The organism is Veillonella parvula, assembly GCF_001553335.1.
Taxonomy (GTDB): domain Bacteria; phylum Bacillota; class Negativicutes; order Veillonellales; family Veillonellaceae; genus Veillonella; species Veillonella parvula_S.
This window is the reverse complement of record NZ_KQ960805.1, coordinates 22673-41753: the sequence shown is the minus strand read 5'-3', so window position 1 is coordinate 41753 and position 19081 is coordinate 22673. Positions and strand designations below refer to the sequence as shown.

18 protein-coding genes are annotated in these 19081 nt (G+C 38.5%); all 18 read left to right on the top strand.

Going from position 1 to position 19081, the window contains the following annotated elements:
- Positions 1 to 71 precede the first annotated feature (71 nt).
- The 18 genes from HMPREF1865_RS07710 to ftsZ all read left to right on the top strand — a co-directional run bounded on the left by HMPREF1865_RS07710 (position 72) and on the right by ftsZ (position 19037).
- Positions 72 to 2981 carry an insulinase family protein gene (locus tag HMPREF1865_RS07710; protein ID WP_060919748.1) on the top strand — a complete coding sequence of 970 codons (2910 nt, stop codon included), beginning with the start codon at positions 72 to 74 and terminating at the stop codon, positions 2979 to 2981.
- An 80-nt stretch (positions 2982 to 3061) separates the two neighbouring features.
- On the top strand, positions 3062 to 4036 hold the full coding sequence (gene gluQRS / locus HMPREF1865_RS07705; protein ID WP_060919747.1) for a tRNA glutamyl-Q(34) synthetase GluQRS: 975 nt from the start codon (positions 3062 to 3064) through the stop codon (positions 4034 to 4036).
- A gap of 132 nt (positions 4037 to 4168) precedes the next feature.
- Positions 4169 to 4543 carry a CoA-binding protein gene (locus HMPREF1865_RS07700; RefSeq protein ID WP_004697233.1) on the top strand — a complete coding sequence of 125 codons (375 nt, stop codon included), beginning with the start codon at positions 4169 to 4171 and terminating at the stop codon, positions 4541 to 4543.
- Between the two features lie 9 nt (positions 4544 to 4552).
- A complete protein-coding gene (trxA, locus tag HMPREF1865_RS07695; protein WP_004696229.1) occupies positions 4553 to 4873 on the top strand; it encodes a thioredoxin in 321 nt (106 codons plus the stop codon).
- A gap of 406 nt (positions 4874 to 5279) precedes the next feature.
- Positions 5280 to 5711 carry a division/cell wall cluster transcriptional repressor MraZ gene (gene mraZ, locus HMPREF1865_RS07690; RefSeq protein ID WP_004696227.1) on the top strand — a complete coding sequence of 144 codons (432 nt, stop codon included), beginning with the start codon at positions 5280 to 5282 and terminating at the stop codon, positions 5709 to 5711.
- A gap of 9 nt (positions 5712 to 5720) precedes the next feature.
- Positions 5721 to 6653: a 16S rRNA (cytosine(1402)-N(4))-methyltransferase RsmH gene (rsmH, locus tag HMPREF1865_RS07685; protein ID WP_004697184.1), complete on the top strand. Its 933-nt coding sequence runs from the start codon at positions 5721 to 5723 to the stop codon at positions 6651 to 6653.
- 21 nt (positions 6654 to 6674) lie between these two features.
- Positions 6675 to 7079 carry a cell division protein FtsL gene (gene ftsL / locus HMPREF1865_RS07680; RefSeq protein ID WP_004697156.1) on the top strand — a complete coding sequence of 135 codons (405 nt, stop codon included), beginning with the start codon at positions 6675 to 6677 and terminating at the stop codon, positions 7077 to 7079.
- 55 nt (positions 7080 to 7134) lie between these two features.
- Positions 7135 to 8619, top strand: a complete 1485-nt coding sequence (locus HMPREF1865_RS07675; RefSeq protein WP_060919746.1) for a UDP-N-acetylmuramoyl-L-alanyl-D-glutamate--2,6-diaminopimelate ligase — start codon at positions 7135 to 7137, stop codon at positions 8617 to 8619.
- Position 8620: 1 nt separating this feature from the next.
- Entirely contained in the window at positions 8621 to 9979 is a 1359-nt protein-coding gene (locus HMPREF1865_RS07670) for a UDP-N-acetylmuramoyl-tripeptide--D-alanyl-D-alanine ligase (RefSeq protein WP_060919745.1), read from the top strand.
- 56 nt (positions 9980 to 10035) lie between these two features.
- Entirely contained in the window at positions 10036 to 11022 is a 987-nt protein-coding gene (gene mraY, locus HMPREF1865_RS07665) for a phospho-N-acetylmuramoyl-pentapeptide-transferase (RefSeq protein ID WP_004696217.1), read from the top strand.
- Between the two features lie 83 nt (positions 11023 to 11105).
- Positions 11106 to 12476, top strand: a complete 1371-nt coding sequence (gene murD / locus HMPREF1865_RS07660; RefSeq protein WP_060919744.1) for a UDP-N-acetylmuramoyl-L-alanine--D-glutamate ligase — start codon at positions 11106 to 11108, stop codon at positions 12474 to 12476.
- On the top strand, positions 12476 to 13585 hold the full coding sequence (gene murG, locus HMPREF1865_RS07655; RefSeq protein WP_060919743.1) for an undecaprenyldiphospho-muramoylpentapeptide beta-N-acetylglucosaminyltransferase: 1110 nt from the start codon (positions 12476 to 12478) through the stop codon (positions 13583 to 13585). The genes murD and murG overlap by 1 nt, the downstream gene beginning before the upstream one ends.
- A gap of 14 nt (positions 13586 to 13599) precedes the next feature.
- Complete coding sequence (gene murC / locus HMPREF1865_RS07650) at positions 13600 to 14982, top strand: UDP-N-acetylmuramate--L-alanine ligase (RefSeq protein WP_004696210.1); 1383 nt, start codon at positions 13600 to 13602, stop codon at positions 14980 to 14982.
- Positions 14979 to 15911, top strand: coding sequence for a D-alanine--D-alanine ligase family protein (locus HMPREF1865_RS07645; protein ID WP_004696208.1), 933 nt, complete (start codon positions 14979 to 14981; stop codon positions 15909 to 15911). Before murC ends, HMPREF1865_RS07645 begins: the two co-directional genes overlap by 4 nt.
- A gap of 28 nt (positions 15912 to 15939) precedes the next feature.
- Complete coding sequence (locus tag HMPREF1865_RS07640) at positions 15940 to 16821, top strand: cell division protein FtsQ/DivIB (protein ID WP_060919742.1); 882 nt, start codon at positions 15940 to 15942, stop codon at positions 16819 to 16821.
- Entirely contained in the window at positions 16822 to 17517 is a 696-nt protein-coding gene (locus tag HMPREF1865_RS07635) for a DUF881 domain-containing protein (protein ID WP_060919741.1), read from the top strand.
- A complete protein-coding gene (locus HMPREF1865_RS07630) occupies positions 17514 to 17858 on the top strand; it encodes a small basic family protein (protein ID WP_004696202.1) in 345 nt (114 codons plus the stop codon). The genes HMPREF1865_RS07635 and HMPREF1865_RS07630 overlap by 4 nt, the downstream gene beginning before the upstream one ends.
- A 138-nt stretch (positions 17859 to 17996) precedes the next feature.
- Positions 17997 to 19037, top strand: coding sequence for a cell division protein FtsZ (gene ftsZ, locus HMPREF1865_RS07625; protein WP_004697140.1), 1041 nt, complete (start codon positions 17997 to 17999; stop codon positions 19035 to 19037).
- Positions 19038 to 19081 lie beyond the last annotated feature (44 nt).

Here is a 19081-nt window from a genome sequence, read left to right as displayed (position 1 = left end):
AGAGTCATCGATATGATATAATAAATTATTCAGAGAGAAATCATTATATTAGTATAGAAAGAAGGGACAGCATGGAAATAAATAAGGTTTATTCTGGCTTTCGCCTTGACCGCATTGAGCGCATTGATGAGATCAATGGTACCGCTTATGAAATGAAACATGAAAAGTCTGGTGCTCGTTTAATTTATATTGATTCACCAGATTCTAATAAAGTATTCAATATCGCTTTTAGAACAACACCACATAATAGTACTGGTGTTGCACATATTATGGAACATTCCGTTTTATGTGGTTCTCGTAAGTTTCCTTTAAAAGAGCCATTTGTTGAGCTTGTTAAGGGATCTTTAAATACGTTCTTAAACGCTATGACTTACCCTGATAAAACAATGTATCCTGTAGCTAGCAAGAATGATAAAGACTTCCACAACTTAATGGACGTATATCTTGATGCTGTATTGTATCCACGAGTTCGTGAAGATGCGGAAATCGTAATGCAAGAAGGTTGGCATTATGAATTAGATCGTGCGGACGATGAACTTACCTATAAAGGCGTTGTCTTCAATGAGATGAAGGGGGTTTATTCCTCTCCAGATTCCGTTCTAGAACGCCAAATGATGCGTGAACTTTTCCCAGATACCACTTATGGTGTTGATTCTGGTGGAGATCCTGACCATATTACAGACTTAACTTATGAAGAGTTCCAAGAGTTCTATCGAGTTCATTATCATCCGTCCAATAGTTATATCTTCCTTTATGGTGATATGAATATTGAAGAGCAATTGGCATTCTTGAATGATGAGTACTTAAGTCATTTTGATGCTATTGAGGTTAATACAGAGGTTGGTATACAAACGCCATTTACGGAAGGTAAAGTGGTAAGTTATCCATATAGCGTAGGTTCTGAAGAGCCAACCGACAACCGAACTTTACATTCCTTTGCCTATGTTTTACCTGATGTAACACCTGAGCATAGCTTGGCTTTTGAGGTATTAACACATGCATTGTTGACATCTCCTGCGGCTCCTCTTAAACAGGCTTTGGTGAAAGCCGGTATCGGCTCTGATGTGAGTGGTTATTATCTTGATAGCATTCGTCAACCTTTGTGGACCGTGCAAGCAACTGGTTCTAATCTCGATAAACAAGCTGACTTGCAGCGTATTGTGGAATCTACATTGCAAGAACTTTGTGATAACGGTTTAGATAAAGAATTATTAGAAGCTTCTTTGAATAGCATTGAGTTTGCTCTTCGTGAAAGCGACTTTGGTGGTCGCCCAATTGGTCTTGCTTATGTTATCCGTATGATGGATAATTGGCTATATGACAATGACCCACTTGAGTTATTACACTACGAAGAAGCATTAGTGAATATTCGCAAGGGCTTATCCGGTACGTACTTTGAAGATTTAATTCGTCAATCTATCTTAAATAACAATCATAAAGTGCTTGTTTCTATTTATCCTGAACGTGGTCTTCAAGAGCGCAAGGATGCAGAGGTTAAAGAATATTTAGCTTCTGTAAAAGCTAAGATGACTCCAGAAGAAATCGAAGCGATTGTAGAGCAAACAAAACGACTTAAACTTCGTCAAGAGGCTCCAGATAGCGACGAAGCATTAGCGTCGATTCCATTGCTTGAATTATCAGATTTAAATCCTAATATTGAAGAAGTAGAACGTCGTGAAAGTAAAATTGGCAATACTACAGTACATTTTGTACCTACTTTCACAAAAGGCATCAACTATGTAGGTCTTTACTTTAATTTAAGTTGTCTTACAGAAGATGAGTTGTTCTATGCCGATATTCTAAGTGATATTATCGGTCGTATCAACACATCTGAACGTGGCTACGAAGCATTGGCGAAAGATATCAATATGAATCTTGGTGGTTTAAGCTCAGATATTACGGCTATTAGCAAAGATGGTAAGCGTGATGAATTTACGCCTCTCATGATTGTTCGAGCTAAATCCTTGCATTCTAAATTACCTGACTTATGCCGTTTGATTAACGAAGTAGTACAAAAAGCAGATTATAGTGACCATAGACGCTTGACCGAACTTGTTCAAGAAAGCAAAGCTATTTGGGATAATGAAGCGTTTCGTCGTGGCAACTCCATTGTAAGTCAACGTGTTATGGCACAAGTATCTGCAGTTGGTAAATTTAGAGATAATGGTAACTTTGGTTACTATCAAAAGATTAGCGAATTGGCTTCTAATCCTGCGGCATTACCATTATTGCCGGAAAAATTAGCTGATGTGGCTCGTAAGATTTTCCGCGCTAATAATGTGGATATCATGTTCGTTGGTGAAGAAGGAGAATTAGAAGCCTTTGAAAATCTCATGAAACCATTGATTGAAACCTGGGATACTACTGACTTAAGTAATGATACATTAAAAATTACACGTTTGTCTGGTAATGATGGTATCGTTACAGCTGGTAAGGTTCAATACGTAGCTCAAGGTGGTAACTTTATAGACCATGGGTATAAACACGTAGGCCCAATGAGTGTATTGGAAACGATTTTACGTTATGAGTATCTTTGGATTCGTATTCGTGTACAAGGCGGTGCTTACGGTGCCTTCGCAAACTTCTATGACGATGGTAATATGATTTTCTGTAGCTATCGCGATCCAAACTTGGTAGAAACATTAAATGTATATAAAGAATTACCTCAATACCTTCGTGAGTTTACGTTGACTGATCGTGAGATGCGTAAATATATTATCGGTACTATGAGCTCCTTGGACTTGCCTATGACTCCTGCCTTGCGTGGTCCACGTGCGATGGGAATGTATTTTAGCGGTGCTAAACTAGAGGATAAGGTAGAGTTTCGTAAACAAGTTATCGCTTGTAAGCCAGAGGATATCGTTGCTTTAGCAGATGTGGTTGAACCAGTATTGAAGGACAATCATATTTGTACAATGGGGAACGAACAAAAAATTAAAGACGCTGGTAAGGTATTCGATAACATTATTTCTCTAGGATAATCGTTTTATATCATGTATAGTGGCATATTCTGTGTAAGTTTACGGGATATGCCACTTGTTTTGTACTGTAGGAGGGCATCATGAAAGGTCGATTTGCTCCAAGCCCCACAGGATATATCCATCTCGGAAATGTATGGATAGCCCTCTTATCTTATATTTCTACGAAGCAACAAAAAGGGCAGTATGTTGTGCGAATGGAGGATATAGACATCCAACGCTCTAAACGTGAGTTAGGGGAAGCTCTATTAGATGATTTAGAGTGGCTAGGATTTGAATGGGATGAAGGACCTCGCGTTGGTGGACCAGAATCAACATATTGGCAAAGTGAACGACAAACATATTATGGAGACGTATTAGAACATCTTGCATCAGAAAAACTAATTTATCCTTGCTTTTGTAATCGCACAAGATTGCATTCTATTGCTTCGGCGCCCCATGTAGGAGAGGTAGTACATCGATATGATGGTCATTGCCGTCATCTAGAGGATAAATTGATAAAAGAGTTTATGATGTCTAAGGAGCCATCTTTTCGTTTAGCCGTTAATTCCTGTGATATAGATTTTGTAGATCGTTGGCAAGGCTTTCAACATATTCATTTGGAAGGTGAATTAGATGATTATGTATTGCGTCGTGGTGACGGTATGTATGCTTATAATTTAGCTGTCGTACTGGATGATATTGCTATGGGGATAACGGAGGTCATTCGTGGAGATGATTTACTAGAGACTACGGGGCAGCAAATATATTTATATAAAACATTACAAACCAGTTTCAATTCTAAAAATATACAAATACCTTCTTATGGGCATGCTCCATTATTAATTGATTCTGAAGGACATAGATTGTCTAAGCGACAAAAGAGTATTACTATTCGAGAATTGCGTGAAAATCAGTGGTCTCCTAATAGAATTTTAGGTGAGCTGGCTATTGTAGGGGGCTTAGTTGAAGCTCATACATTAAGTCGTAGAGAAATCAGTTTATCTGAATTAATTGAGATTGATTTAAATTTACCTAGTCTTAGTCAGAAAACGATTGAGATACAAATCAAAGAATAACGTAAGAAAATAGTATTGCTTTATGTTATAGAATGTTTGCTAAAAGAGAATAATTCTTTAACTATATAATTCGATATAATATATTGACAATGTTCGATATTCATTTATAATAGTATATAAGAGGTGGTCGAAATGACAATTCAACAAGCTTTAGATCAAAAAGTATGGGCCGTTATTGGAGCTACCCATAAAACCGAAAAGTTCGGTTATAAGATTTATAAATGTCTTAAAGATCACGGATATGAAGTATATCCAGTCAATCCTAATATTGCAGAAATAGATGGAGACACTTGTTACTCTAGTCTTTCTGCACTTCCCGTTGTGCCTGCTGTGGTAGATTTTGTTGTACCAGAAGCAGTAGGGTTAGCTGCACTTGATGAATGCAAAGAACTTGGCATTCCTGTTGTGTGGTTGCAACCGGGGGCGGATAAACCATCTGTTGTTGAAAAAGCACATGCTTTAGATCTGCATGTCATTCAAGATTGTGTATTAGTTCAATTACCGTAGGAGGGTACAATGAGCGAATTAAAAGATTTAAAAACTGCTGAATATCAAGATTTAGTAAACCAAGGTGGTGTTACTGTTGTTGACTTCTGGGCTCCATGGTGCGGTTATTGCGTACGTATGATGCCAATCATTGAAGAAATTGCAGGTGAGCTTGAAGGTAAAGCTAACTTTGTAAAAGTAAACGCTGATGAAGAACCAGAATTAGCACGTAACTTACAAGTTGAAGTATTGCCTACATTCGTTATCTTAAAAGATGGTGAAGTAGTAGACCGTAAAATTGGTTTCTTGCCTAAAGGCGATCTTCAAGCGGCTATCGAATCTAAATTCTAATATTATAGATCAAAACTATATAAATAGAGGCAAAACCTCATCAATGTATTGTTGTACATTGATGAGGTTTTTTTGTGCTTTTTTAATATAGACCTAAATATATTTAACGTTTATGAATTACTAAACATAATACATTGAGTTGCTAAACATAATACATCTAAAAGTGGGGTTTATGTCCATTTAAGGCGTGGTATTTCATCATTGTGGTAGAGAGTGGTTTAAATTGATTAGTTTTAAATATTTAATCGAACATATGTATTGTAGAAAAGTGGAGAAAAATAGAGATTAAACAAGAAAAATATAAAAAAGTGGGATAAAAATGGATTTTTTGTTGTAGAAGGTGGGGAATTGTGGTAGAATTTACCATATAGTGGTGGATAAGAAATAGAGAAAGGCGGTGATACGTATGTTCATGGGTGAATATAATCACACCATTGATACAAAAGGGCGGATGATTATACCTGCGAAAATACGTGAACAACTAGGCGATTTGTGCATCGTTACAAAAGGCCTAGATAACTGCTTGGCTATTTACACCGAAGAGGCATGGAAGAAAATTTCCACTGCTTTACAATCACAATCTTCCACTAAAGCTAGCGTGCGTGCCTTAAAACGTTTTGTTTTTGGTAGTGCTGCTGAGCTTGAATATGATAAACAAGGTCGTGTCCTCATTCCTGTACCACTACGTGAATATGCAAGCCTCGATAAACAGGCTGTTATTGTAGGTGCTGGAGACCACGTTGAAATTTGGAGCCGTGAAAAATACGATTTCTATGATGAGCAAGTGGCTGAAAGCATGGAAGAATTAGTTGAAGGGCTTGAAGGGATTATGTTATAGGAGGCTATGATGGAATTTAATCATACTAGCGTACTTTTACGTGAAACGGTGGACTCTGTCGTAACTAATCCAAAAGGCATTTATGTGGACTGTACCCTCGGTGGGGCAGGACATGCTCACGCAGTGGGTGAGATGCTAGATCCAGAAGGCATGATTATAGGTTTAGATCAAGATGAAGATGCTTTGAGTGTAGCTCGACAGCGTTTATCTGATTTGAAATGTCAGGTGTTAACGATACCTACAAACTTTTCTAACTTAAAAGAAGCCCTCCAAAATGCAGGCATTTATGAAGTCGATGGCTTTATATTTGATCTTGGTGTATCCAGCTATCAACTAGATACTCCTGAACGAGGTTTTTCATATATGAATGATGGACCTCTTGATATGCGAATGGATAAAGATGCACCTCTCACGGCAGAGGAAATTGTCAATGAATATGACAGTGAACAATTACTGCAAATTATCCGTGATTATGGGGAGGAACGATGGGCTAAACGAATTGTCGAGTTTATTGTTGAAGCACGTCAAGAAAAAAGAATTACTACTACTGGTGAGTTAGTTAGAATTATTAAGAATGCAATACCTGCAAAGGCGCGACAAGATGGACCTCATCCGGCAAAACGGACGTTTCAGGCCATACGTATTGAAGTAAATAGAGAATTAGCAATTTTGCATGATAGTTTTGTAGATGCTGTATCGATGTTAAAACCAAAGGGAATGATTGGAGTTATTACATTCCACTCCTTGGAAGATCGAATTACAAAGCAAACTTTTAAAGAGTTAAGTACTGCATGTATATGTCCTCCACAATTGCCTGTGTGTGTTTGTAATCACAAGGCAGTTGTAAAGGCAAAGAATAAGGCTATAGAGCCAAGTATAGGGGAGATTGAAGTTAATCCGAGAGCTAGAAGCGCTAAATTGCGCGTAGCAGTAAAGTTGTAGATTTGGAAGGGGTTAAGTGTTATGTTAGCGAGAAAGGCTGTTGTGGGCCAAGTAAAAGGTGATATGTTGGTTATTGCACAAGGGAGAAGACGTAGTGCAAACGTAGCTTTAGATTTAAGTCCTATGATGTGGCAAGTTGTATATGGTATTGCTGCATTAGTTGCATGTTTGCTTATTATGATGGTTATGAATGCATACAGTACAAAGTTGGGCTATGAGGTAGTTAAAACACAGCAAGCTGTAGTACAATTAACAAAAGATAACGATGCATTGGACGTTGAAGTGGCTTCCTTGAAGTCTCCTGTACGTATCCAACAAATCGCAGAAGAACAACTAGGAATGGTTTTGCCTGATTCTTTTGTTTATAGCACAAAAAGCGCTGTTACTGAACGTAATGTACAAGAGAAACAGCAAATTATAGACTAGCAGGCGAAGCAGCTCGTATTGGGCTGCTTTCCTTTGCGTGTAAAGGAGATTGTATATGAAACACTTACAAGATATAGTAAAAACCTTACATGCACCGCATGTAGAAGGTAATACAGCTATTGAAATTTTAGATGTTACCGCTGATTCTCGTGCTGTAAAAGCAGGTAGTTTATTTATTGCTTTAGATGGTGCTACTGTCGATGGACATGATTATGTTAATAAAGCTGTTGAGGCTGGGGCAGTAGCTGTATTAGTATCTAAACCTGTTGAGATAAGTAGTGATGTTTGTGTTATCACTGTTGAAGATACACGTGCGGCTATGATGTCTTGTGTGCCATACTTTTTTGATTATCCAGCCAATTCCATGCGCATGATTGGTGTTACTGGTACTAATGGTAAAACGACTACAACTCATATGATTCGTCATATTTTGAAAGCTCAAGGTCATAAGGTCGGTGTGATTGGTACGGTTCATATCATGATTGGCGATACATCATATCCGATTCATAACACGACCCCTGACGTAGTAGATTTACAACATATTTTGCATCAAATGGTGGAAGAGGGCGTTACACATTGTGTAATGGAAGTATCTTCCCATGCATTGGCTTTGGGACGCGTATCTGGTGTTGAGTATGATACGGCTATATTCACAAATCTTACACAAGATCATTTAGACTTTCACAAAACATTTGAAAATTACTTGGCAGCTAAATGTAAACTATTTGAACAGGTTAGCAAACCAAACCAGATAAAATCTGGTAAGGGTGCTGTCATCAATATTGATGATGCCTATGGACATCGGGTTGTTGAAAAAACTACAGCCCCTATCATTACCTATAGTATTGAGGGTAGCGGCACATTGAATGCTCATGACGTTAATATGACGCCAAAGTCTAGCTGTTACACGGTATCTTATGATGGTCATGATTATACAGTTGCAATGAATACGACTGGCTTGTTTAATGTGTATAATACATTAGCAGCTATTGGTGCCTGCCTATTAGAAGGTATTTCCATGGAAGACATCGATAAAGCGTTGAAAACATTTAGTGCTGTACCTGGTCGTTTTGAATTGATTGAAGAAGGTCAACCATTTGCTGTTGTTGTAGACTATGCACATACACCAGATGGGTTAGAAAATATTTTACAAACAGCAAAGGCTATTCAAGAAAATCGTATTATTGTAGTCTTTGGCTGTGGCGGTGACCGAGATGCAACCAAACGTCCTATTATGGGACGCATTGCGGCACAATACGGTGATGTTGTGTATGTTACATCTGATAATCCACGTACAGAGGATCCTGTACAAATTGTTAAAGATGTGGAAGTCGGCGTTAAAGACGGCCTTCGAGAAGGAACTCACTATGAAGTTATCGTTGATCGTAGGGAAGCGATTCAACATGCAATACAACATGCAAAACCTGGGGATATTGTACTCATTGCAGGTAAGGGGCATGAGGATTACCAAATCTTAAAGGATAAAACGATCCATTTTGATGATCGTGAAGAGGCGCGAGCAGCCCTCAAGGAGATCTAATATGGCAGAATTTACATTGTCTCAAGTACTGGAGGCCACACAGGGGACGAGTGCACATACCGACAATATTAAGTTTTTAGATGTGTCTACTGATACAAGAACTATTGAATCAGGCTTTTTATTTGTAGCCTTAAAAGGTGATACTTTTGATGGTCATGATTTTATCAATGCGGCTATCGAAAAAGGTGCTACAGGGGCTATCGTTGAAAAAGGACGTTCTGTAGAAGGTATTGCTTGTATCGAGGTAGACAATACTTTGGTAGCATATCAAAACTTAGCACGATATCATCGTCGCCGCTTTGATATTCCTGTAGTTGCTATTACTGGTTCCTCTGGTAAGACAACGACAAAAGAAATGGTGGCAGCCGTACTTGGCACAGAATTTAATGTATTAAAAACTGAGAAAAATTTTAATAATGAAATTGGCTTGCCAAAAACCTTGTTACGTTTGACCGCTGAGCATGAAGCCTGTGTTGTTGAAATGGGTATGCGTGGGCTCGGACAAATCGAAGAATTGGCCTTGATTGCAGAACCAACGATGGGGATTATTACTAATGTTGGTACTAGTCATATCGAGCTTTTAGGTTCTCGAGAAGCCATTGCCGAAGCGAAAGGTGAATTGATTCGTTGCTTGCCTGAAAACAGCGTGGCTATCCTTAATGAAGATGATCCATATGTAAAAGCTATGGATCGTTTAGCTAAGGGTAAAACAATTACCTATGGTATTGAACGGAATGCTACTTGTATTGGTAGCCATTTGCGCTATAAAAAAGACGGTATTAAGTTCACTTGTAAGTGTTATGATGAAGTTTTTGATATCTTCTTACCTATGATTGGTGAACACAATGTATATGATGCATTGGCGGCTATCGTTGCAGGTCGAGTGCTAGGCATTAAATCTAACACAATTCGCAAAGGTTTGAGTGAGTTTAGTGGAACTCCAATGCGTCAAGAAATCGTCCCATTTGAAGATATTGTTATCTTAAATGATGCTTATAATGCAAACCCTTCATCCATGGCAGAAGCTATTAAAGCACTTGGCCAATTAGAAGGTAAGCGTAAAATTGCGATGCTAGGCGATATGCTCGAGCTCGGCGACTTCTCTGAAGAAGCACATCGTGAAATCGGTCATTTGCTTGCTGAAGAGGGTTATAGTATTGTATTCACCTTTGGTGATGCTGCTGCCTTCATTGCAAAGGAAGCAAAAAAGGCAGGTTTAACTACATTCCGTTGTAACAGCCATTTAGAAATGGCCAACGCATATAGTGATATTCGTGAAAAAGGGGATGTTATCCTTGTGAAAGGTTCTCGAGGTTTACGAATGGAGCGCGTTGTTGAAGAATTAAAGGATCGAGAATAATAGGTAACGGCTAGTTATATCTAGCCGTCCTATTTATTAATAAGTAGAGGATTCATATGATAAATCACATTCTATTAGCCTTCGTAGCGACTTTCATCATTACGGTAGTGCTAGGTAAAATTGCTATTCCTATGTTGCGTTCTTTGCACGCACAACAAAGTATTCGTGAAGAAGGCCCTGAAAGTCATCAAGCAAAAGCCGGTACGCCAACAATGGGTGGTGCTTTCATGATGGTGGCCCTTATTATTGGCGTGGCATTGTTTGCACCATGGAATGTGGGCACAGGAATGTTATTATTCTTAACACTGGGGCATTGTTTATTAGGTTTTTTTGATGATTTTGTAAAAGCTGTGAAAAAACGCAATCTTGGTTTAACAGCGAAGCAAAAATTACTTGGACAATTTATATTGGCAGCCGTATTCTGTTATTGCATTACTGAGATTATGGTTGTTCCTACCACATTATGGATTCCTGTTGTAGATATACAATTACAATTGGGATGGGGTTATTATGTATTGGCATTTTTGATTATTGTAGGAGCTACAAATGCAGTAAATTTGACAGATGGTCTTGATGGTCTTGCTGGTGGTACATCAGCAGTGGCGGCGATAGCATTCTCTGTTATTGGTCTGATGGCTGCATCGATGACAAATTCTATCGGTGCTGAAAGTGTTGCGTACTTCGGCGCTATAATAGCAGCTGTATGTCTTGGCTTTTTGGTATATAATGTGAACCCTGCAAAAGTATTCATGGGAGATACAGGCTCTTTGGCATTAGGTGGTGCCTTTGCAGCAATGGCTATTTTAACTAAAACAGAATTGCTACTTGTGGTGATTGGTGGCATTTTTGTTATGGAAGCATTATCTGTTATTATTCAAGTTATTTCTTTCAAAACACGTGGTGTGCGTGTATTTAAGATGAGTCCTATTCATCACCATTTTGAACTTTCCGGATGGGCAGAACAAACAGTTGTTAATCGTTTCTGGTTTGGTGGAGCTGTTTTAGCCATTATTGGTGTACTTTTAGCGACTATAACTTTATAAGATAATACTTAACGGAAATTGTAAATAATGGTATGCTTATTAGATAGGATACATTAATTTTATAAATAATTTAGGTGATATAGATGGAATATGGAGATAAACATATACTTGTTCTTGGCGCTGGAGCCAGCGGTATAGGTGCATCTTGGGTATTAGCCCAAGTGGGTGCGCATGTTGTGTTAAATGATTATAAGCCTATGACACTGCCTACGGCTGAGGAGAAACGACTTGTTGCGGCAGGGGTAAATATTATTACAGGACGTCAAGATGAATCCTTGCTAGATGGCGTGGACCGTATCGTTATTTCTCCAGGTATTTCTTTAGATATTCCGATTGTAAAATCAGCACATGCCCGTGGTATTGACGTGGTCAGCGAAGTAGAATTAGCTTATGAAGTATCTAAATCACCTATCGTAGCTGTTACTGGTACAAATGGTAAGACTACGACAACAACCTTATTAACTAAAGTACTAGAAGGCTCTGGAAAACCAGTTCACGTCGGTGGAAATATTGGTGATTCCCTTAGTGAAGTGGCGTATTCTATGCCTGCAGACGGTTTTTTGGTAGCTGAATTATCTAGTTATCAATTAGAGACAATCAAGCATTTTAGGTCTATTGGGGCTATTATGCTCAATATTACTCCAGATCACTTAGCTCGTCATAAGACGATGGAAAACTATATTGCTGCGAAGGAACGCATCTTTGAAAATCAATTAAGTACAGATTATTTAGTGTTGAATATAGATGATCCCGTTGTAGCTGATATGGAACATCGTGCGCCTAGTCATATTTTAAAAATTAGTCAAAAAAAAGCCGTAGAGAATGGCGCTTATTATGCTGATGGGCAATGTTATATTGCTAAAGATGGGGTAGCAAAATTTGTTATTGCAGATGAAGATATTCATATTCCAGGCAGTCATAATATTGAAAACATATTGACCGTTATTGCTTTATCTCATGCATTGGGCGTACCTGTAGAAACAATTCATCGTATTATTAATGAGTTCCATGGCGTTGAACATCGTTTAGAACGCGTTAAGACGATTGATGGTATTACATTTTATAATGATTCTAAAGCGACTAATGTAGATTCTGTGGTTAAAGCATTAGAATCCTTTGATCAACAAGTTATTCTATTAGCTGGTGGTCATGATAAAATGACGCCTTTAGAAGACTTCATGGAGTTAGTTAAGGAGAAGACTAAAGCTGTTATTTTCATGGGGGAAGCAGCAGATCGTTTTGAGACGGCTGCAAAAGAGGCTGGTGTGAAGCCGATTTATCGTGCTTTATCCATGAAAGAAGCCGTAGAACAAGGCTATAAATTGGCAGAGACTGGCGATATTGTGCTATTATCTCCGGCTTGCTCAAGCTTTGATTGGTACAGCTGTTTTGAAGAGCGTGGAGATGACTTTAAACGTTGTGTTCATATGTTGCAAGAGGGAGGACACCATTAATGAAACGTGTTATTATTTCAGGTGGTGGCACTGGTGGACATATATATCCAGCAATAACTATATATAAGGAAATTATGAAACAAAATCCTGATGCAAAGGTGTTATATGTTGGTACCAAGCAAGGTCTCGAGGCTACATTAGTTCCTAAAGAGGGGATAGAGTTTACTACGATTTCTGTGCAAGGCTTGCAGCGTCAATTATCGTTAGGTACATTAGTCACATTAGGTAAAACTGCTTTAGGCATTGTAAAAGCTAATGCTATAGTTTGTAAGTTTAAACCTGATGTGGTTATTGGTACTGGTGGTTATGTATGTGGGCCTGTTCTCTTGGCTGCAGCATTACATAATATTCCTACTATAATTCAAGAACAGAATGTCATAGCAGGTATTACTAATAAAATTCTGAGCCGTTTTGTTGATGTGGTAGCCTTAGGCTATAAGGATGCAGAAACATCGTTTTCTAAAGCAAAGCGCGTAGTCTATACAGGGAATCCTGTTCGTCCAGATGTGCTAGTTGATTCGAGAACAGTGGGACGTAACTATTTCAACTTAAGTGATGATACCTTTACAGTACTCATAGCTGGAGGTTCTCGAGGGGCGAGAACTATTAACAATGCTATGATAGATGTACATAAACACTTCCAAGGTGTGAAAGGTATTAAATTAATCCATATTACGGGAAACGGAGAATATGAATCTGTTTTATCCCAATTGGGCATTACCGATGGGGATGGTTTAGGTAGTTCATCTTTGATTTTGCCGTATTTACATGATATGCCAAAAGCACTAGCAGCAGCCGATTTAGCAGTATTTAGATCTGGTGCTATAGGTCTTGCAGAATTAGCAGTTCGCGGTATTCCATCCGTATTGATACCGTATCCATACGCAGCGGAAGATCATCAAACCTATAATGCACGTATCTTTGTACAAGAAGGGGCGGCGCATATGATTGTAGATAAAATGTTGAGTGCTCACGATTTAATAGGGGAAATCGAGATGTTTATGGCCAACCGTGATTTGTTGGCACAAATGGGAGACCGAGCATTGCAATTGGGAAAACCGAATGCGGCTCACGATATTGCAAAATTAGCTTTATCTATTGCAAAGTAACAAGGAGAGGTTTTATGTTAGACGGTATTCACAAAATTCACCTTATCGGTATTGGTGGATCTGGTATGCGTGCGATAGCGAATATTTTGATTCAAAAAGGTTATGATGTATCTGGTTCAGATATTGCTGAATCTGCAGTGATTTCTAAGTTTAGAGATATGGGTGCCACGGTGCATATCGGTCATAATAAAGAATATGTAAATGGTGTTGATGCCATAGTTCGTTCTACAGCGATTCGTGAAGACAATCCTGAAATTGTTGCCGCTAAAGAGCAAGGGATTACCATTTTACATCGTTCTGATATTGTAAAGGCTGTATTAGATGTAACAGATGGTATCGCAGTAGCTGGTGCGCATGGTAAAACATCTACAACTTCAATGATTGGACAAATTTTAGTGGAGGCTAATGCGGACCCTACGGTAATTATCGGTGGCGAAGTAGATTATCTCAAAGGTAGCAGTTGCCTTGGGAAAGGCCATTTTTCAGTTGTGGAAGCGGATGAGAGCGATGGTTCATTTTTAAAATTGCATCCACATACTATCGTTATAACTAATATTGAAGATGATCATATGGATCATTATAAGACTATGGATAACTTGTTAAACGCTTTCTGTGAGTTCGTCGAAACGTTACCAGAAGCAGGCAAGGCTATCGTATGTGGTGATAATGAAAATATTCGTTATGTTATGAGCCGCGTAAAACGTACTTTTATTACATATGGCTTAGAGGATAATAATGATTATGTAGCAAAAAATATTCATTATGTGGACTCTTCCTTGGTATATGATGTATATCATAAAGGTATTAATATAAGCCGTATCAGCTTGCGCGTGCCTGGAGAACATAATGTATTAAACTCATTGGCAGCCTTTATTGTGGCTCATGAATGTTGCGGTGTAGAAAATCGCTTTATTACAAAAGCGTTAGGTAAATTTATCGGTGCAAAACGACGTTTTGAAACAAAAGGTCATGTTGCTGGCGTCTGGGTTGTCGATGATTATGCACATCATCCAACAGAAATTAAAGCGACCTTAAGAGCAGCAAAAGAACTTGAAAAACATCGCGTTATTTGTGTGTTTCAACCGCATCGGTATACACGTACAAGCTTGTTGAAAGATGAATTTGCCACTGCTTTTACAAGTGCTGATGAAATATATATGACAGATATTTACAGTTCTGGTGAAGATCCGATTGCAGGTATCGATGGACGTACTATTCCTGACGCTGTTGAAGCTGCTACACATAAGGTTGTACATTATGTACCATCTGTTGATGATATACCGGCTGTATTGGCAAAAATTGTGCGACCTAACGATCTGGTTATCACAATGGGGGCTGGTTCTATTAATCAATATGGACCAAAATTATTAGCTATATTGGAGGAAGGCTTACAATGAAAGATAGAAAAATAATTGTATTGATGGGTGGCCCTTCCAAAGAGGCTGAAGTATCTCGCCGTACTGGCGCTGCTATTGCGGAAGCACTCGAAAGTAAAGGGTATAATGCCCAAACATTAGAACTTAATCCTCGTACGGTTTTAAAAGACATTGAATCCTTAGGTGGAGAGATTGTATTTAATGCAATTCACGGTCGTTATGGTGAAGATGGTGCATTACAAGGCTTACTTGAAATGGCTGAAATTCCATATACTGGATCGGGCATCATGGCTCATGCGGTAGGAATGAATAAAAAAGTAAGCAAAGATGTTTTCAAAGGGGCTAATATTCCAACAGCTACTTCTGAATCCTTTAATGGTAATTTAGAATCTGCAGAAGCTATTATAGGACATATTCGTAAACAGTTTACGATTCCTGTAGTGGTGAAATCTGCTACTCAAGGCTCTAGTATTGGCGTTACCATCGTTCGTGATGAGGCACAATTGGAGGCTGCTGTTACAGAAGCGCTAAAATATGATCCGATTCTTGTAGTAGAGCAATTTCTTGATGGTCGCGAATTTACAGTATCCGTTCTTGACGGAAAGGCATTGTCAGTAATTGAAATCCGTCCACATTCTGGGGAGTATGACTATACCAGTAAATATACTGTAGGTGCTACAGAATATTTAGTACCTGCGCCTATTAGTGAAGAAATGACTGCTGAGATGCAACGCATAGGGGAACTTGTGTATCGCGAAGTACAAGGCAGTGGGGTTATTCGTGTTGATATTATGACAGATCATGCAGATAATATGTATGTTCTAGAATACAATACTGTGCCAGGTATGACGGCAACGTCTTTAGTACCAAAGGCAGCTAAAGAAATGGGTATTGACTTCCCAACATTATGTGAAAAGATTTTATTAACAGCTAGTATAGGGAAATTTTAAGGGCTGAATAGAATATAAGGAGTTATCTATGGATGATAAGCAATACCATCCATCCAACTCTGGGGAGATGCAGTCTTCTACACCTGTTCAAGATGAACGGGCTGTATTTAGAAAACGAGTGTTAAAAATCGGTGGTGCAGTTACTCTCGTGTTGGTGGGATTGTTTACACTACCTATTCCTTTTGGATCCTTAAAAATTGTAGGATCGGATAAGGTAACTGTACAAGATGTAATGGTAGCAGGGGATATTCATGAACCTGTAAATATATTGCAAATTAGTACAGAGAAATTAAAAACTAGATTGGCGAAAGACTTACGGGTTGAAGAGGCTCAAATTAGTTATCAATTGCCATTTACAATGGTCGTACGTGTCATAGAACGCAAAGCTGTTGCAGTTGTACCAGCTCAGTTTGGCTATCTAACACTTGATAGTAAAGGTCAAGTGATTGCATCAGAGCCTGCTATACAAGATACGTCGGTACCAATGATATCAGGAGTTAAGGCGGGAAATATTTTATTAGGTGATACCGTTGTGGATAAACCTATTTTAGCGGCTCTTGAATACTTGAACTCTCTTGATGAAAGCACCTTCAAGAATATTGCAGAAGTCAATATAGGAGACCCTGATGCAATAATGGCGTATACCGTATCGGGGGTACAAATTCGATTAGGAGATAGTAAAGACTTACCTAAAAAAGCCGAGTTAACTCAGTCTATGTTACAAGATATTAAGACAACACATAGCAATGTACAATATATAGATGTTAATGTTTCATCGCCATATATAAAAACTGATGTAATACCGGAAGTTAAAAAGCATCAGTCTGGAACAAAGAATACAGAAGATTCATCTACTAAGAAGGATGATACAAAACAAGATAAACAAGGTCATGTTGAAGATAAAAGGTAGATGATTGTCGTGAGACACGAACGGTGGGCAATAGCCTTAGTCAGCTGTATATTGGGCTTCATGGTTGTTACTCAATATAAGATGACTCAAGATAATATAGAAGAAAATATCCGTTTACAACGGGCTGGTGATTTAGCCGTACAATTGCGAGAGGCTCAAAGTGAACGTGATGCATTGTTAAAACAAATAGAAGAACTTAAACAGTCTGGTGCTACTGGCAATGTTAAAGCAGATGAACAGTTGATGATGAAAGCAGCTTTAACTAATGTTAAAGGTACGGGTGTTAGTGTATTAATTGAGGATAGCTTAAAGCCAATTCAAAGTGGTGAAAATCCTAATTTATATGTAATTCATGATGAGGATATTTTACGTATTGTTAATGAATTGCGAGCTGGTGGGGCTGAGGCGATAGCTATCAATGACCAACGTCTCATAGGGACTTCTGAAATACGATGCTCTGGTCCGACTATTACTGTGAATGGTAAGGTTTTTGGGGCTCCTTTTACAGTTAAAGCGATTGGTGATCCAAAAACATTAAATTCTGCGCTCACTATGCGAGGCGGTGTGGTGGATTCCTTGAAACACTGGGGCATAAAGGTAACCATAAAGGAAGAAAATGAAATAGCTATTCCAGCTTTTACAGGAACCTTTAGAGAAGAGCATATAAAGCCTAATGAAACAGGAGGTAAAGAATGAATATTTATATCTTTGCCATTGTTGGTTTAATTGTAGGTACTACATTAGGGTGGCTTTCACCATTTCATATACCTATAAGTTATGCGAACTACACATCAGTTGCTGTTCTGGCTGCACTAGATGCTGTATTTGGTGGTAGCCGTGCTGCATTGGAACGAACCTTTGATCTTAGTAATTTTGTGCTTGGGTTCTTTTCAAATGTTGTGTTAGCTGTTATTCTTGTATATGTAGGTGACCTCATAGGAATTAACCTATATTACGTAGCTCTTATTGGCTTTGGATTGCATGTATTTATTAATGTAGGCGCTATACGAAAGATTATTATGACTAAGCGATTCTAATAAATCACATTCTATATAGTGGAAAGTTTTTAAATTTTAGTGTAAAATAAATGTAATTGTTATAAGATTGTCAGTATATAAATCGATACATTGGGACGTATATTGATACGATAGATAACGATAAGAGGAGGAAGTTCAATGTCTGATTTTGCAAATATTAAAGTTATCGGTGTTGGTGGCGGCGGTAATAACGCTGTTAATCGCATGGTAGATAGCGATCTTAAAGGTGTTCAATTTTTATCCGCTAATACTGAAAGCCAAGTGCTTGAATTATCTAAAGCGGATGTAACGATTCAAATTGGCGAGAAGGTTACAAAAGGTCTTGGTGCAGGCGCAAATCCACAAATCGGTGAAGAGGCTGCTCAAGAAAGCCGCGAAGAAATTATAAAAGCTCTTGAAGGTGCTGATATGGTATTCGTAACTGCTGGTATGGGTGGTGGTACTGGTACAGGTGCTGCTCCTATCGTTGCAGAATGTGCTAAAGAAATCGGTGCATTGACAGTCGGCGTCGTTACTAAACCGTTCGCATTTGAAGGTAAACGCCGTCGTGCACAAGCGGAAAAAGGCATTGAATTCTTGACTCAAAAAGTAGATACTATTATCGTTATTCCTAATGATAAATTGTTGCAAGTTGTAGATAAAAAATGTTCCTTAAGCGATGCATTCCGTACAGCTGATGATGTACTTCGCCAAGGTATCAAGGGCATTTCAGACTTGATTCAAGTTCCTGGCTTGATCAATCTTGACTTTGCAGATGTTAAAACTATCATGACTGAACAAGGCGAAGCATTGATGGGGATTGGCGTTGGCGAAGGTGAAAACCGCGCTGCTGACGCAGCTAAAATGGCTATTAATAGCCCATTGTTGGAAACATCTATCGATGGTGCAAAAGGCATCTTACTCAATATTTCCGGTAGTGCTAACTTAAGCTTGTTTGAAATTAATGAAGCTGCCGAAATTATTTCTGAAGCGGCGGATCCTGATGCAAATATTATCTTCGGTTCCGTTATCGATGAAAGCTTAGGCGATACAGTTCAAATTACTGTTGTGGCAACTGGTTTTAATTCAAATACTAAGAATGTACCTGAATTCGGTAAAACAACAACTACATCCCGTCCGGCATCCACTACAAATACTAACAGTGGTATCCCTGATATCCCTGTATTCATGAAACGCTAATTTATAGATTGTATAATTACTATACCTATCGATTAGTAACTTAT

Excerpts from the sequence above, each read along its gene's own strand:
- ftsL (WP_004697156.1), top strand. The coding sequence starts at position 6,675 with ATGTTAGCGAGAAAGGCTGTTGTGGGCCAAGTAAAAGGTGATATGTTG.
- HMPREF1865_RS07710 (WP_060919748.1), top strand. The coding sequence starts at position 72 with ATGGAAATAAATAAGGTTTATTCTGGCTTTCGCCTTGACCGCATTGAG.
- HMPREF1865_RS07670 (WP_060919745.1), top strand. The coding sequence starts at position 8,621 with ATGGCAGAATTTACATTGTCTCAAGTACTGGAGGCCACACAGGGGACG.
- rsmH (WP_004697184.1), top strand. The coding sequence starts at position 5,721 with ATGGAATTTAATCATACTAGCGTACTTTTACGTGAAACGGTGGACTCT.
- mraZ (WP_004696227.1), top strand. The coding sequence starts at position 5,280 with ATGTTCATGGGTGAATATAATCACACCATTGATACAAAAGGGCGGATG.
- murC (WP_004696210.1), top strand. The coding sequence starts at position 13,600 with ATGTTAGACGGTATTCACAAAATTCACCTTATCGGTATTGGTGGATCT.
- ftsZ (WP_004697140.1), top strand. The coding sequence starts at position 17,997 with ATGTCTGATTTTGCAAATATTAAAGTTATCGGTGTTGGTGGCGGCGGT.
- HMPREF1865_RS07630 (WP_004696202.1), top strand. The coding sequence starts at position 17,514 with ATGAATATTTATATCTTTGCCATTGTTGGTTTAATTGTAGGTACTACA.
- HMPREF1865_RS07700 (WP_004697233.1), top strand. The coding sequence starts at position 4,169 with ATGACAATTCAACAAGCTTTAGATCAAAAAGTATGGGCCGTTATTGGA.
- HMPREF1865_RS07640 (WP_060919742.1), top strand. The coding sequence starts at position 15,940 with ATGGATGATAAGCAATACCATCCATCCAACTCTGGGGAGATGCAGTCT.
- HMPREF1865_RS07645 (WP_004696208.1), top strand. The coding sequence starts at position 14,979 with ATGAAAGATAGAAAAATAATTGTATTGATGGGTGGCCCTTCCAAAGAG.
- mraY (WP_004696217.1), top strand. The coding sequence starts at position 10,036 with ATGATAAATCACATTCTATTAGCCTTCGTAGCGACTTTCATCATTACG.
- gluQRS (WP_060919747.1), top strand. The coding sequence starts at position 3,062 with ATGAAAGGTCGATTTGCTCCAAGCCCCACAGGATATATCCATCTCGGA.
- HMPREF1865_RS07635 (WP_060919741.1), top strand. The coding sequence starts at position 16,822 with ATGATTGTCGTGAGACACGAACGGTGGGCAATAGCCTTAGTCAGCTGT.
- murD (WP_060919744.1), top strand. The coding sequence starts at position 11,106 with ATGGAATATGGAGATAAACATATACTTGTTCTTGGCGCTGGAGCCAGC.
- trxA (WP_004696229.1), top strand. The coding sequence starts at position 4,553 with ATGAGCGAATTAAAAGATTTAAAAACTGCTGAATATCAAGATTTAGTA.
- murG (WP_060919743.1), top strand. The coding sequence starts at position 12,476 with ATGAAACGTGTTATTATTTCAGGTGGTGGCACTGGTGGACATATATAT.
- HMPREF1865_RS07675 (WP_060919746.1), top strand. The coding sequence starts at position 7,135 with ATGAAACACTTACAAGATATAGTAAAAACCTTACATGCACCGCATGTA.